This is a genomic window from Allocoleopsis sp. (assembly GCF_036703385.1).
Lineage (GTDB): Bacteria > Cyanobacteriota > Cyanobacteriia > Cyanobacteriales > Coleofasciculaceae > Allocoleopsis.
This window is the reverse complement of the sequence record NZ_DATNPA010000239.1, coordinates 1-14694: the sequence shown is the minus strand read 5'-3', so window position 1 is coordinate 14694 and position 14694 is coordinate 1. Positions and strand designations below refer to the sequence as shown.

Genomic DNA, 14694 nt, shown 5'->3' with positions numbered 1-14694 from the left:
TGTACCAATCACAATATCAGCACTTGTAGGCGGATCAGATACAACAAGACCAGTCGGAGTAGGATTACCAGTAACTCCCAAAGGTGTACCAGCCGCTAAAGTTCCAGCACGAATATCTAAAGTCGGTCGAGTACTCCCATTAATCGTGACTGTATTTGTACCATCAGGAAGTGTTTGAGAGAGGGGAACAGTTTCATTAATAAAGTTGGTAGCATCTGTACCCGTAATCGTGACACTACCAAGGTTCACCGAACCCCCAGCAAAAATATGCAGTGAAGCTCCCTGATAAGTATCAAAACTAACATTACCATTCGCACGAATAACAGGGTCACCAGGACTATCTAAATCTCCCAAACTCCCATCAAGCTGTTCAATGCGAAAATTACCTCCAGTTGTATAGTGAGCATCGCCCATCACCGAATTAGGCGATCTTAACACCATATCCCCACCGGAAAAGAAGCCACTATTTGCATGATTCAAGGCAAAAATATCAACTGCTCCATTGCCTTGCACCAGCAATTGACCGCCAGCCGCAGCAATAAACGGATGAGTTATACTATCTCGAATTTTAACTGTATCTTGTGCCTGTAGAGTTAAATTGTTTCCCGCCTGCACTAAACCTTGTAAATCTAAATTCCCAGCATTGAGAGTGAAATTTTGCCCGACAGCTAATGTTCCAGTATTACGAATTGTTGTTCGCGGTTGATTCGTTCCATACTGCACACCAAGAGGAACACTGACAGTTAGTATTGGCGGTGATTCGGGGTTCTTTGCACTAAACTGATAGCCATTATCAAACACCACACTATCGGCAGTACTTGCAAAAAACGAACCTGAAATATCCAGTTGTGCATTTGGGCCAAAAATGATGCCATTAGGATTGAGCAAAAACAAACTTGCCCCTCCATCTACCCCCAAGGTTCCTAAAATATTGGAGAGATTATTGCCCTTTACTCGACTGAGAATATTCTCTATTCCTGTTGGATTCGCGAAGTAGACTCGCTGTCCATCCCCAACATTGAATTCTTGAAAGCTGTGAAATAAATTAGCCCCTCGAATCGCGCCGCCATCAATGCGATCGCCCGGAAGCCCTCGAATATTAACGTTAGGTGTCACAATAGAAGATTCTCCGCCTAACGTGGCATCGGGTGTAATCTGGCCGAAAGCTGGATTTGCTGAAAATGCGATCGCATAGCATCCCGTTAGGGCGATCGCACCACCCACTTCTAACACTCTGACTAACCTTAATCCAAAGCCAGAAGGAAAATAGGTCGCCATCGAGAACATCCCTGAAATTAATGCGACCATAATCTCATACTTTGGGAAGAGCCTAATATACCTCTTGCATAAATCCTGGAATGCCCCCTAAATCCCCCAATTTTGGGGGACTTTGAAGTTCCCCTCAGCATTGGGGGGCTAGGGCGTGTTTTCAAACTCTAAATTTACCTGTGTCTTGCGAAGAAGATCCCCCCCAGCCCCCCTTAAAAAGGGGGGAGAATCAACTCAAAGTCCCCCTTTTTAAGGGGGATTTAGGGGGATCTCCCGGTTTGAAGACACGCCCTAGGGGGGCGAAAATTTACTTTTGCAAGAAGTATCTAATGAATAGCCGTCTCGTTAGCCTCACAAGAGGGAAGCGCTAACCCAGAATTTCCAGGCGTCGCTGAGGGTGCAGAAGCCGTAAGGATGACTTGCCCATTCGCACTAATTACCCAGCCTTGCGCCTCCACAAGTTGCTGTGGATTGGAACGGGTGAATTTGGCATCAGTCGCCCCACCATTGCCATTGCTTTCCGTTTCTTCAAGACTAATCCAATCCACCCAAACATCCTGATCAATTAGAGTGTCATGGGGGCTGGGAGGCAAGCCACCGCGTCCCGTCACGGTAAAGCTACTCCCCCTAGCCTTACTATTAGGAGTACAACGGCGATCGATTAATCCTTCTGGATCGACCAAGTCAGAAGGCAAGGCCGGCACTCCTCGTATCTGCTCAATATCGGGATAAGTAACGGTACCACTTTGACCCGCTTTTGAGTCAGCAGAGATATCGACGCGATCGTTGCCGCGAAACCGAGCAAAATCACCGGGGTTACGACCAACTGGTTCGGCTAAACCACGGGAGAAAATATCAGCTAGAAACGCTTCAGATTTAATAAAAATATCACCTCCTGGCCCAGCTTCGGCATTGGCGAGAATGTCGCTGTCTTCCAAGGCGACGAAGACTGTAGAGTTAATCCTGATATTGCCGCCGCCGCCTGTACTTTCCTTCACACTGGTACTGATTAGGCTGCTGTTACTTAGGCGAATATCATCTGCTGCAATGTTAATGTCGCCACCCCCTAATTGAGTGGAGGTTGCGGAAATCGTGCCACCACTTGAGCGCAAATTTCCCCTCACATTGAGATTGATATCCCCTGCGTTACTCTTTCCATCATTGCGGCTGGTAATTCTCCCGCCATTGCTCAAAGAGAGGGAATTCACTTGAACTTGAATGTCTCCAGCATTTCCAGTCTGAGATTTGCCCTCAACAGCAGTCGTTATTTGTGCTCCATCTCGGATAATTAATTGGTTAGTCGTTACGTTGACGCTGCCGCTATTAGCACTACCTTGCCACAGATTAGCGTCCAAATTGGAATCGAGCGGTGGGCGACTATAGGCAGATAGACCACTGGCAAATGTTCCATCTGCTGAAGTGCCGATAAGTTCAATCGACTCCGAGGCATTGACTGTAACCGTGCCTCCTACACCAGCACCAACTGTAGCAGCTTCTATTCGCCCTCCATCTTGAATGGTTAATCTGGCGGTTTCAACGTTTAATTCTCCACCTTGTCCATCGCCCAATGTCGAAGTAAACAAACCACCTGTAACGGTTCCTGGTTCTCCACTAATGTCTATAGACTCAGATGCTTTTACAGTTAGATTTCCGCTACGACCCTTACTTGGAGAAACGATTAAGTTAGCTCCATCGGCGGTAATACTTATGCCAGCAACGGCTGAAATTAATCCATTCCTAATACTTAATCGTCGAGTTTCAACGGTTAAATCTGCCGCATTGCCATTCCCATTAGACAGCAAATTCAGCCAACTCAACAATAAGCTAATAACAACAACCAACCAATAGTAACTGCTCACTGCTCACTGACTATGTGACATCATGAAGAATAGTTACTACACCAAGCCGATCGCAGAAAATCGCTTGACAAAAGCACCGTTCAATACAATTACAGAATTTACCGTAGTCTAAATGGGAATTTCAAAAACACTGCTCGTTGGTCTAAAGGCAGACGAATTTCGTCATCCCCTGGATTTTGAGGCAACCCAATCCCTCAAGCAGGTGCCAGGGCTGGACTTGATGGTGCGCAATTTACTTGGGCCCTTGGCGGAACAGTTTTTTTACCTGAACAATATCGCTGCTAGCGTCTTGGTGGGTGAAAATCAACTGCCACACCTTCATAACCTCCTCTTGGAGGCTTGCAAAACTCTAGATTTAGATCCGCCCCAGCTATACGTACATCAGCATCCGGCTCCCAATGCTTATACCTTCGCTATGCGGGGTAAGCAGCCTTTTATTGTGTTGCACACGTCCTTAATTGATATGCTGACGCCGGAAGAAATTCAGGCGGTGATTGCTCATGAACTAGGACATCTCAAGTGTGAACACAGCGTCTACCTGACGCCGCTCAATATCATCATCCTAGCCGCTAGCTTAATCCCGACCTGGGGTTCAGTCATTGCTCAGAGCGTACAGGCACAGCTATTGGAATGGGTGCGATGTGCAGAATTTACGTGCGATCGCGCAGCACTCCTCGCCACTCAGAACCCTAGAGTCGTGATGTCAGTCCTAATGAAACTTGCTGGCGGTTCCCCCACTCTCGCCCCCCAACTCAACCTGGATGCGTTCATCGCTCAAGCCAGAGCTTACGATGCCATCAGCAACACCGAACTCGGTGAAATGCTGAAATCAGCACAGACGGCTCAGCTAACTCACCCAGTTCCAGTGCTACGAGCCAGAGAGATTGATCGTTGGGCTAGTTCTCAAACTTATCAAGCCTTGCTACAGCGGCAGCCAATAGGGTATGATAATGAGGTTGCCCCCAAGGGCGGGTGGCGAAATTGGTAGACGCACCACACTCAAAATGTGGCGGCCTTTGGTCATGAGAGTTCGAGTCTCTCCCCGCCCACTGTTTTAGACAGAGGCAACGCTGATGACACAACGACTCAAGCGCTGGGAATCTCCCCGCCGCCAAGGACGAAACGACAAAGGTAAAGGTGGTTCTGCCAGAGCAAGACAACTCAAGAAGCAAACTCAGATGCTGAGGAAAAAGCTGCAAGAGGGTCAAAACGCAGACGACCAGAATAATCAACAGAATAAGCCTAGGGGAAGAAGAATGAGTTCTCTTCCCTTATTTTTTTGGATAAGCTCTCTAAAACAGGGCTTACGCACTTATAGCAAGCGCCACAACGGTTAGGACATTTCAAAAGCTGGGATTGAAAATTGGCTCTGGGACATTTGTCCCTAATAGCCTTGGCGACTGCTATACCAATCGAGATCAGTATGACGCGACGCTATTGCCGATAAATTATACAAAGAATACAGCTGCAACGGGTGAATCAATCAGAAGCGTTTGGAGGCGAGTGACACTATCCATAATTTGCAAGAGCGGCAAGTCTTGCTTGTTCATCGCACCAACAGCAAATGTTAAGCCTGATTGTGCTTGGACATACCTTGTGCGAGCGCTCCCGCTCACAATTATCTCCACAAATAGTCATACAGTCAGTCATGTCTGAGGAGAGAACACCCACGATTAAGTAACTAATAGTCTTGTGGAATAAGGTAAAAAACAGGTGGAAATTATGACATCAACTAATCATCCAGACATCCGGGACGATAACGCTAAATATGACCCTCAAGATAATCCTGGAACCCAAACAACTATACCGACAACAGAAGAGGGTAACACTCCGCTCGATGAGAGATATCGCATGACGGGTCAAGAAGCGGGTACTGAGGTTCGTTCCGGTACCGAACCTGAAGCTCCTGGAGGGGAGGTTAAGGTGATTGGTTCTCCTAATCAAGGAACTGATTCGCGTTAACGAGTGACTAGAATTCCCAAAAAAGCCCCCGCCTTCATCCTGGTTGGGGGCTTTTTTTGTGGAGTGCGATCGCACAAGGCGCACTGCAAAACGCGATCGCAGCTAATAATCATGTCCGCTAAGAAAACCACACTATGCGTCCCACTCTACGCAGAGATAGGGTTGAGTTTTTCGCTTTCACACAGGGAAAGCAGACAGACTCGATGCTCAAGTCTGTGAGGGTCTCCATCCCGGAAGATTCAAAACATCTCCCTCAAAGGGTTTACCCTTAAGCATACGATTCCAGTAGAGCCAGGGTAAAACATGGCGTTTAACCAACCACATACTATAACGCTCCTCCCTTGGGTCTAGAGGGAAAGTGGACAGAGGTTGGTTGCTATAGTCAAACTCTGCCATGATCACTTTGCCATAACCCGTAATTAGCGGACAGCAAGTGTAACCGCCGTATTTACCGGTTAAGGAGTTAGTGTTCATCACAGCCAGCAAGTTTTCTACCAACACAGGTGCCTGTCGGCGGATGGCAGCTGCTGTTTTGGAAATGGGGAGAGAAGAAGCATCCCCTATACTAAACACATTGGGATAAACGTTGTGCTGCAAGGTATCTTTGTTAACATTGACCCAGCCTTTACTCGGCCCCTCTGTCCCTGCCAGTTTGCTAGTTTTGATAAAGTCTGGGGCGCTCATGGGTGGGGTAACGTGAATCATGTCGTAGGGGATGGCAACTTCTTGCACCCCGTCATCCGTTGTAACATCAAACACGGCTTCTTTGGATTCAGCTCGAATGGCCTTTAGGTTGTGTTTAAATTTCAGCTGAATGTCTCTACGTTTAACCACCTCCATCAGCGGTGCAGCGTAGGCGGGAACTGGGAAAATTGCACCAACCGCACTGCAAAACAGCACGTTCGTCTGGTTACGCACCCCGTTCTGGCGGAAAGCGTCATCGGCAAGGTACATGATTTTTTGGGGAGCACCGCCGCACTTGATAGGGGTGGCTGGGAAGGTAAATAGGGCATTCCCTCCCTTGAAATTGCGAATGACTTCCCAGGTATAGGGAGCGCAGTCAAAGGCATAATTACTGCATACACCGTTTTTACCCAGAGCTTCTTTCAATCCTGCGATCGCATTCCAGTCGATTTGGATGCCGGGACACACCACTAAGTAATCATAGTGAACCTGTTTACCCTCACGGGTTTTCACCGTATTGTTGTCGGGGTCGAATTCAGCAGCATAGTCCTTAATCCAAGTAACACCACTAGGAATACACGAAGCTTCTGGCTTAACCGTATCCTCTGCCTTGAACTGACCTCCCCCAACCAACGTCCAGGCAGGTTGGTAGTAGTGCTTGTCGGACGGTTCGATAATCGCGATGTCGAGTTTGCTAGTTTTGGCGAGTAACTGAGAGGCTACGGTAATTCCGGCAGCGCCCCCACCCACAATGACAATCTGGTGATGGGAACCTCCGCCTGTGGCAGAGTTTGTAGGTTTTACTTGAGTAGATGATGACATAGTTAACTGGCACAGCTCCGTACAGAGAACAAGCAGATTGTTGATTGTTCTACTTATAGCAAGTTGCAGTCAATAGCATTGTGTGCATTCAATGAAATTTCTGGTATATCCAAGCTCTACCGTTTGGGTACTAGCTCCCAGAAGCGGCAAAAAATGGTGGATATGCGATCGCAACAGGGATTGTTACTCAAAGGTTAAATTTTTATAAAGTCTTTCTAGGCTTCCCTCAAAGCCGATACTTTCGATGCGACTCACTGCTTACTGTTCACTAAACACTGTTGATTATCTCTTGTTACGGCTCAAGTATTTTTGTTGCAGCTTGCCCCATATCCTCTTTAATCTTGACTGGGCAACATGGCTTTTTGTCAAGCTTTTAATATTGGCTGAATAATGTTTTTGCGTATCAAAGAAATTATTAATATCATCTAATATAATTTGTAGTCGTCTAATAATATTTTCAGTTCGGTATTCTTCAATAAAATTTTTAGATACAAGGCGTGATTCTGAATTTCCAATTATCTTTAGGATGCGTTGCACGTCATACTCTTTTGAATAACTCGCAATTTTATAGCAATTAAATCCAGGGTCTAAATAATCCGACAGTCCACCATTGACGCTAGAGAAAACCTGACACCCACAGGCAAGAGCTTCCATCGGTTGCAGACCGAACCCTTCACTTACCCTTTGTTGTGCCCAGTACTCAGCCGAGTCATAAAGATAAACCTTAGCCCGATTAAACAGTCCGGGCAAATCCTCTACATAAGAATCAATCACCACGACATTACACTGATACTGTAACGCCGGAATTAACTCTTTTAGTAAATATTCAGAGGATTTACGAGCTTGAACTAAAACATCAATATCCCGCTCAAGGTGGAAATTACGAAACTCATCTGCAATCTGATTCGGCAAATAGTAAATGAGTGAATTCGGTGATTTTTGTCCCCAATACCCCATTGTATTTCGGCTAACGGTGATGATGGGAATACTCGAAGGAAGATTGAATCCATACCCGGCACTGTGAGCATGGTAAACAACATTGTAGGGCTTTAACTTAGCAGCGAGTTTGGCAACATCAAATCCCCAGCTAATGATAAAAATTACATCATCTAAATTGTTTTCCTTCAGCAAATCATCGAGGAAAAGTGTGTCTTTTTCCCGTTGGCGGTAAGTCACCACCTCCGCATTGCAAATCTGCTGAGCGAGATTCAGGGTTTTTAACTCTGCCCAAAGACCACCACAGGCAAATTTGCCACCTGTTCCAGGAACCAAAAAATAAAGCGTCCTCACCACATCCTCTCTTAAGTGAAATTGCTTGTAGGTTAGCCTATCCGATCGCGTTCACCTCACCCTACACAGAAATCAACTTCTCTAAAGCCTTTTGTAAATCTTGTGTCAGATCAGTCACCGATTGTCTTGCAGCTTGACGACTACTGTGATAGGTTGACCAGCGATCGCTCACACAAATGGGTTCCCCCACTGTCATCCGTACTTGCCGCCAACCCAAGCGAGGACGGCGGGGTATTTTTCTCTCCTTAATCCGGGAAATGAAATCAAACATCAAAAGTGCCGTTTCTGCAAAGCGTTCAGCCGTTGGATTTTCCTTGACATAGGTACCTGTAACTGCCACAAAACTTTCCACTAAACGCATATGCCGCATGTGTCGTTCGGATTCTTGGGCCACCCAGTCGGCTAAACCTCGCTTGAAGGGCGGTAACATATTTAAGTCGGGTATATCTTCGCGATAGATGTTACTCCAACCCGCCTCCTCCAAGCGGCGACAGCGATCGATCACAGTTCCCTGCGACTTGAGTCCAAAATACTGCTCAGCCACTCGTAAAGCTGTATCCAGTAAGCGCTGGAGTCGAGCCTCCATGACCTGATTGGGATTAGCAGAGGGGTCACTCTCCATCACTGTGAGTTCTGGCAAATTTTGATGGTAGAACCGCCGATAAAACTCTTCCATCTCAGACAGGAGATATTCACCGAGGCGCAAAAGGCGTTGATAGAGCGAGGCTTCTAGGGGTTGAAGGTTAGCAGGTTGCAGATTAAAACCTTCAACATTCAACTTGCCAACGTTCAACTCTTCTTTTGGCAAACCGCTATCCGCTTCCATTTGACTCAACAGCTTATCGAGTTTTGACCAGGGCGGTTCAGCATAATGATAGCGAATGCCAATCGGCACAATAAAAACCTGCTCAGGACGGTTCGCTTTTACTAGGCTTTCCGTACACCAAAACCCCAGTTGAGCAACACCGGGTTCTAAGGGGCTAATAATTTCACTGTGACCATTGGTTGCTCCTTCTGGGGCTATTCCGATCGGGAATTTGCCATTCACAAACAAGTCCCGTGCCGTCCGCATCCCACTCCAGTCTAGGTGCTTGCCTCGATGAATGGGAATTCCTCCAATCCGAGAAAACATCCAACCGAGCCAGTCTCCCGCCCACAGCGTCATACCCCGTTCATAAACAAAGTAACTAGGAGTTGGGTATTGCAGCCGAATCCCTTGTTGACGTGCAGCCCGTGGCACGGCACGATTAATCAGATAAAACATACAGAGTGGATCTTCAACTTCAGGATGGTGAAATGCCATCAAAAAGCGAATTTTGCCAGCCTGAAATTGTTGGTAAAGATCGACTAAAACCTTGACATTTTCCGCTTCAATGTGTGATATTCCAGCCGGTAACCAACGCCGAAGCCGGAACCTTAGCAAAATTGGCAGCAACCACTGGACAATCCGCAGGACAAGGGGGTTAAAGCGTGGTGGAATAAAAGCCAGTGGGGGTTGAGCGTGCTGAATCGAATCGGACAAAATTAGTCTCCAGGTTGCATTGCCAGGAATTTTAGAGTATCGCGGTACTTAATGCTCAGCTGCTTAATTTAGGACGCTTGGGGAGGTAGGTGCCGCTCCAGCCAATTGTCTAGGTCGGTTAGCATTTCTTGGTAATTGCGATCGCTTTGAATCTCGTGATACACCCCAGGATACTCTCGTCGTTCCTTATCCAGGATTGTCACTCGTTGCAAGAAATCACACCCTCCCTCAGGTAGAGCCACTTGGTCTGCTCCACCGTGGAGAATCATGAGTGGTACCTGCCAATCCGCCGCATGTTCTTGAATCCAGGCAACTGTGGCTAAAAACTCTGTAGCCAGACGCGCACTGCCTTGAGTGTGCCGCCACTGATCTTGGGCATAGGCAGCTATCACTGCCGGATCGCTTGAAGCTGTACTGAGGTCAATCCCAGTACTCAGGGTAAAACGGGGCCACACTCGTGAAAGAAGTCGTCCTAGGGTCAGTTTGAACGGTGGAACCCCCACCTTTCCTAGGGTTGGCGCTAACGCTATGACACCCTGTAAATCTGATGCTTCCGGGGGAAAGCGCAGGACGTAGTCCAAGACAATCACAGCCCCCACGCTATGCCCCAGGAGAAATAAAGGTTGTTCTGGATACTGGGTCTTAATCAACTGGACAAAGGCTTGCAAGTCTTCGCGAAACTCAGTCCAAGCGTTGATATAGCCTCGCTGACCGGGTGAGCGTCCATTACCTCGCAGGTCAAAGGCGTAGACTGCATAGTTCTGAGGAACCAGGTGTTCAACTATATTACCGTACAGTCCGCTATGCCCTCCCAGGCCATGCACAATGGCTAATATGGCTCGAACCTGACCCTCTGGATGCCAGCTTTGGTAATACAGCTCTAGCCCAACCGTACCCTTAAACGTTCCTTGGCGAGAGCATTCCATGCAATTCATAGTTCATACTTCATGGCTCATACTTCAGTTTGACACTTCCATGCGGCATGAAATTTACGCAACAATGCGATCTGCGCTTTGCTGCTGAACACCATGCTTACGCGATCGCAGCGATGAAAGATGAGCGACCCACTCTTACGCAGGACTAATCTCTCGCCTGCTAGTACCACCTCGAAAAGTTTCGCCCATGCGTGCTTCACTTATTGGTGATTTTATGTGCGCGACACCAGCCTTGCGATCGCTAAGAATAGCGCTACCAAATGCAGAAATTAAGTTGATTAGGATTACGCCGTCTCCTCTCAATTCTTGCTGGAAACTAGACTCTAGCCAAGGCAACGTAGAGTACTACAGTTGCCAGACCAGAAAAGAGGGGATCGGTTTTCCGACCATTACTTCCTGGCTATCGAACCGACGAATTCGCCAATATGAGAATAGAGTTACATGAGCGTGAGGGTCAATTATGTTTCCTTTCTGGAATTGGAATAGCACTTGCTGCGGTGGAGAAGCTATTTCTCGGAAAACAAGCCTAGAACGTAAGCTCCAGTTTCTTAAATCGATGCGGGGTGATATGGAAATTAGGTTAGCTGGACTCAATGCTGCGATTAGCACCATTGAACAGCAATTAAACCAAGAAAATACAACGCCAACTGTTTAACATCCTCCCCGACCTCAACCTCCTGTATGAAGGTAGGTCGGGGCTTCCTGTTTTCATAACGATTGGCATGAAGGCGGACAGGGTTAATACAGCGAACCACACAAAGCCTTAAGTTCGGCTTCAAGTTGACCGGGATGCTGCTGACGGCAGAGTAGCACCTGACCCGCTCTCTGTTGATAGTAAATTCGATGACCAAACCAACCAATAGGCGCACCGGCGATGATGCCAATTACCAGACCTGTAGCTAGGCTAGAAACCAGATTTTTCCGGGTAATTCTGTTGTGTTCTGCTCTGGTAATGTGGTCGTGTTCTGTTCTAGTTGCATGATCGTGAGCCATTTAAACATTCTCCTTTTGACAAGCCTTCCCTAAAGAAAGCAAATCTCTCCGAGTCGCGACTTCCCTCTTTCTGCTTATTCATCAGGATTGGGTTCGTCCAACCGCTCAGGATGAGGACACTGTCATTCATAACGGGGGCGGACAGCGCCCTCGTGGGGTACTTCTAACTCCAGATCCGGCGCTTTTCCTGCTCAGAGAAACTCGTGGGAAACTTCCACCAGGAAAGTCTAGAAGCTTGCCCTAGGTAGAGGTACTCAAAGAAAAAATATTATTTGAGTAAAATATATAATATTCTTAATAAAACTTTGCTTTTTCTGATGTGAATACTCTATAGTAGAGATACCAAATGCTACAGGCGCATCTTACAGCTTCGGTATCTTTACGTAGTCAAAAGCTTTAGTATTAACAACAGCAGGACTATCTTCTGGCATCTCCACACTTACCAAGCGACTCGCCTGCTACTGACTCAACCAAGGTAACTTTTTTTACGAGGGTGTTTTTTAGCTTCTTCCCTACCGTCAATCCCTGGCAAGGATGCTGACTCGACTTTAAATTTAGAAGACTTTTTCTCACGTCTAATAAGGATGCCTGTGCTTTTCAGTGTGCTAGCTCAGGCACAAGAACTCTTTGGCAAGAGTATGCAAAAACTGAAATTCCACACTGATAAACATCTCACCTTCAGTCTTATTGTTTAATGAAATACCCATTCAGTCCTCATGTCTCGGTTCTGGAACAATCTTCACCTCAAGCGGGCGATCGCCTAGTACGATTGTGGGCAAAGCGTTACGTACCCAACTTGTCCATGCTTCGTTTAGAGGCAAATCCGTCCCTTGTTTCTGAGCTAGCCGACGTAGCTTCACCTTCAGGGAGAGCAAAAACTGTTGCCAAGCTAGAGCGTTTACTCCATAAGAACTTCCAGTTGACAGGAATACAGACAAATGATCTGTTTACTTACATTCCGAAAATGGTGAATGTAGCGGAAGCAAGGCAAATCTCTCCCTGTGTTGCCCAAATTTATCAGAAAGCCCTATCCGTCTACTCACAACAGTCGCCTTCCCTATCTTCCTTGTTAGCCAGACCAACGGCAGCGACGGCAAATTCCTCGATTGGAACCGTGAATTGTTCAATGGCTCTCTATAAAGAGTGGACAGAGCCAATGCTAGAAGAGCTAGTCATCGCGCTGGAACCTGTATTATTTCATCTGCGGGAACGGCTGATTTCAGCATCCGATCCGCGTACCTTTGGCTTCATGACTACGCAATTTCACCTTAGCATCAAAATACTTCTAGAGAAGCTGTCACCTTGCGAACAAGTGTTGCTGACTCCCTACTTCAAGTTCGTCGAAGAGCAAGTCTGTATTCCCTGGCAACCAGTCTGCAAGGCTGCCGCCCAGTACAACCCTAATTCCCCTATCCTTCAAATCGTTGACCAACTCTTACCTGCTACTTCAGAAATTGCTCACCTCGCTTACAGTCGGGCAGCTCAAGTGTACTCCGATCATCACAGTCGCCGGGGAAACTTGAGGGAAGCAGAGGTGATGAAATCCACTATCCGAGATTTGGAGATGTTCCAAGTCTACCTATGGCTGTGTTCTCTAGAGAAGAATATGGCTGCTGTAGAAGAGGATTTATTCCCTACGTGTGTCATGGTTTTTCCCAGCATCGGCGTCACAGGGGAACTGGTGAGGCAAATGCTACGCTTTCTGGTGAATGAAATAATGGCTCGTCTGGAACCGACTCAGACCTCTGTTTTGTTCCCTTATACTCAAGCGCTTCAGGAAATGTTTTCTGACTTTGATAAGAAAGCTGCTGAATTTACTAAACACTCGCACAAGTTTGCAGGCGGTTCAAAGCGTCGTCAAGTCTTGTCTTGAGATTGATTAGTTGCCAGGATGAAACATTTTTGAAGTCAAGCGTTAAATGTCAACCCTCCTCCTTGGAATCGCAAGATTCAAGGGGAGTCTCTAACTCTGGTTAGCCATTGAGAGAGAAGCTACCTGACTTTTCACGGCATGTTTATAGACTGCTGGGGAAAAAGGGGAAAGGGAAAGGGTTAAAGGATTCATAAGCTCCTTTTCTCCTTCCCCGTTAACCTTTTACCTGTTAAAGGTTCAGAACTTTCCGTGAAAAGTCAGGTAGCTACAAGGTACACCGAAGAAGTATTTAACCGTCTTTGGGAGATTCACGCACAACGACAAGTGTATTTGTATCGTCACCTAACAGCATCAGGCGATCGCTTTGTCGGTGATCCAAGGACATCGCTCCGGATTGAAAATAATTCTTAAATGTAATTAACCATTAATCGGTTGTAACCATTAATCGGTTGTTTTTTGCTACTGTGCCAGTGGGGCAGATTTTGGAGGCATTTGATGTCTACTCACCAGCAGGCACATCCACTCTCACTCAATCGGCTGCTTGCCAGTTTACCGAGTGAGGAGTTCAAAGCATTGCAGCCTCATCTGGAACAGGTATCACTCTCACATGGGCAGTCCATCATATTGCCTGATGAGCCTATCCCGTTTACCTATTTCCCTCTGAATGCATTGCTTTCTTTGGTGACGGTGATGGAGGACGGCTCAACAGTGGAAGCTGGCGCGATCGGGCGTGAAGGGATGGCAGGTCTGCCAATTCTTTTGGATGCGACCACAACGCCGATGCAAACGCTTACACAAATTGCCGGTCAAGCCGTGCGTGTCAAAGCGGAGATCATCAAACAGGCGTTCGACAAAGGTGGAGCGCTGCGTCATATTCTCCAACGTTACATCCATACAACTATTGTTACCGGTTCACAAACTGCGGCCTGCAACCGTCTTCATCAGATAGAAGCAAGACTCTGCCGTTGGTTACTCATGAGCAGTGACGGTGTGGGGTCTGAGGAACTTCGCCTCACGCAAGACTTCCTGGCTACCATGCTCGGCGTCAGGCGTGCCGGAGTCAGTGAAGCGGCTAGTCAACTTCAGAACCAAGGTTTGATTCGTTACCAGCGCGGACGTATCCAGATTCTTAACAGGAAAAGCTTGGAAACAGCTTCCTGCGAATGTTACGAGGTGGTAAGGGCAGAATATCAGCGATTGTTTGGCTGAATCATGGGATGTGTCATGTGACCCCTAACTTGCTCGGATTTACGATCGCTAGTGCAAGAAGGCAGAAGGCAGAAGGCACCGGAGTTCATACGAGTAGGTAGAAGAGACCTCTTGCTCTCATTCTATTTTCGCCCCCTAGAGCGCCAGTCCAGTAGAAGTATTTGACAAAAGCGGCAGAGTATGGAGTATGTAGGGGCGAAGCATTCGGACGGAAAATTTTAGGCGTTCGCGATAATTCATCACCCGAATGCTTCGCCCTAAACGAGAGGTGTATAG

15 protein-coding genes and 1 tRNA gene are annotated in these 14694 nt (G+C 47.1%); 7 read left to right on the top strand and 9 right to left on the bottom strand.

Annotation, left to right across the window (positions count from 1 at the left end; translation table 11 throughout):
* A partial coding sequence (locus V6C93_RS11640) for a filamentous hemagglutinin N-terminal domain-containing protein (protein WP_333476822.1) occupies nucleotides 1–1278 on the bottom strand: 1278 nt, incomplete at its 3' end.
* Nucleotides 1279–1595: 317 nt separating this feature from the next.
* Nucleotides 1596–3128: an S-layer family protein gene (locus V6C93_RS11635; protein WP_333476821.1), complete on the bottom strand. Its 1533-nt coding sequence runs from the start codon at nucleotides 3126–3128 to the stop codon at nucleotides 1596–1598.
* 112 nt (nucleotides 3129–3240) lie between these two features.
* On the opposite strand from V6C93_RS11635, the gene V6C93_RS11630 reads away from it, so the two are divergent.
* The 3 genes from V6C93_RS11630 (at nucleotide 3241) to V6C93_RS11620 (ending at nucleotide 4465) form a co-directional block, all read left to right on the top strand.
* Nucleotides 3241–4116: a M48 family metallopeptidase gene (locus V6C93_RS11630; RefSeq protein ID WP_333476820.1), complete on the top strand. Its 876-nt coding sequence runs from the start codon at nucleotides 3241–3243 to the stop codon at nucleotides 4114–4116.
* Nucleotides 4095–4177 (top strand) — tRNA-Leu (locus V6C93_RS11625). Before V6C93_RS11630 ends, V6C93_RS11625 begins: the two co-directional genes overlap by 22 nt.
* A 24-nt stretch (nucleotides 4178–4201) precedes the next feature.
* Nucleotides 4202–4465 (top strand): hypothetical protein, encoded by a 264-nt coding sequence (locus V6C93_RS11620; protein WP_333476819.1) that lies wholly within the window; start codon nucleotides 4202–4204, stop codon nucleotides 4463–4465.
* 111 nt (nucleotides 4466–4576) lie between these two features.
* On the opposite strand, the gene V6C93_RS11615 is transcribed toward V6C93_RS11620, so the two are convergent.
* Nucleotides 4577–4744: a hypothetical protein gene (locus V6C93_RS11615; protein WP_333476818.1), complete on the bottom strand. Its 168-nt coding sequence runs from the start codon at nucleotides 4742–4744 to the stop codon at nucleotides 4577–4579.
* A gap of 106 nt (nucleotides 4745–4850) precedes the next feature.
* Here V6C93_RS11615 and V6C93_RS11610 point away from each other — a divergent pair, with 106 nt between their 5' ends.
* On the top strand, nucleotides 4851–5090 hold the full coding sequence (locus V6C93_RS11610) for a hypothetical protein (protein WP_333476817.1): 240 nt from the start codon (nucleotides 4851–4853) through the stop codon (nucleotides 5088–5090).
* Here V6C93_RS11610 and V6C93_RS11605 read toward each other — a convergent pair.
* The 5 genes from V6C93_RS11605 to V6C93_RS11585 all read right to left on the bottom strand — a co-directional run bounded on the left by V6C93_RS11605 (nucleotide 5087) and on the right by V6C93_RS11585 (nucleotide 10343).
* Nucleotides 5087–5221 carry a hypothetical protein gene (locus tag V6C93_RS11605; protein WP_333476816.1) on the bottom strand — a complete coding sequence of 45 codons (135 nt, stop codon included), beginning with the start codon at nucleotides 5219–5221 and terminating at the stop codon, nucleotides 5087–5089. The genes V6C93_RS11610 and V6C93_RS11605 overlap by 4 nt on opposite strands.
* A gap of 76 nt (nucleotides 5222–5297) precedes the next feature.
* The gene (locus tag V6C93_RS11600) at nucleotides 5298–6596 is read right to left on the bottom strand and encodes an FAD/NAD(P)-binding oxidoreductase (protein ID WP_333476815.1); all 1299 of its coding nucleotides are present in this window, start codon (nucleotides 6594–6596) and stop codon (nucleotides 5298–5300) included.
* Between the two features lie 282 nt (nucleotides 6597–6878).
* Complete coding sequence (locus V6C93_RS11595) at nucleotides 6879–7886, bottom strand: glycosyltransferase (RefSeq protein ID WP_333476814.1); 1008 nt, start codon at nucleotides 7884–7886, stop codon at nucleotides 6879–6881.
* 61 nt (nucleotides 7887–7947) lie between these two features.
* Nucleotides 7948–9408 carry a 1-acyl-sn-glycerol-3-phosphate acyltransferase gene (locus V6C93_RS11590; RefSeq protein ID WP_333476813.1) on the bottom strand — a complete coding sequence of 487 codons (1461 nt, stop codon included), beginning with the start codon at nucleotides 9406–9408 and terminating at the stop codon, nucleotides 7948–7950.
* A 68-nt stretch (nucleotides 9409–9476) separates the two neighbouring features.
* Nucleotides 9477–10343, bottom strand: a complete 867-nt coding sequence (locus V6C93_RS11585) for a lysophospholipase (protein WP_333476812.1) — start codon at nucleotides 10341–10343, stop codon at nucleotides 9477–9479.
* 460 nt (nucleotides 10344–10803) lie between these two features.
* Here V6C93_RS11585 and V6C93_RS11580 point away from each other — a divergent pair, with 460 nt between their 5' ends.
* The gene (locus V6C93_RS11580; protein WP_333476811.1) at nucleotides 10804–10998 is read left to right on the top strand and encodes a hypothetical protein; all 195 of its coding nucleotides are present in this window, start codon (nucleotides 10804–10806) and stop codon (nucleotides 10996–10998) included.
* Between the two features lie 83 nt (nucleotides 10999–11081).
* Here the strand turns inward: V6C93_RS11580 and V6C93_RS11575 are convergent, their stop codons facing one another.
* Nucleotides 11082–11336: a hypothetical protein gene (locus tag V6C93_RS11575; RefSeq protein WP_333476810.1), complete on the bottom strand. Its 255-nt coding sequence runs from the start codon at nucleotides 11334–11336 to the stop codon at nucleotides 11082–11084.
* A gap of 694 nt (nucleotides 11337–12030) precedes the next feature.
* On the opposite strand from V6C93_RS11575, the gene V6C93_RS11570 reads away from it, so the two are divergent.
* Both V6C93_RS11570 and V6C93_RS11565 read left to right on the top strand, forming a co-directional pair.
* Nucleotides 12031–13209 (top strand): hypothetical protein, encoded by a 1179-nt coding sequence (locus V6C93_RS11570; RefSeq protein ID WP_333476809.1) that lies wholly within the window; start codon nucleotides 12031–12033, stop codon nucleotides 13207–13209.
* Between the two features lie 495 nt (nucleotides 13210–13704).
* Nucleotides 13705–14418 (top strand): Crp/Fnr family transcriptional regulator, encoded by a 714-nt coding sequence (locus V6C93_RS11565; RefSeq protein ID WP_333476808.1) that lies wholly within the window; start codon nucleotides 13705–13707, stop codon nucleotides 14416–14418.
* The last annotated feature ends 276 nt before the right edge of the window (nucleotides 14419–14694 follow it).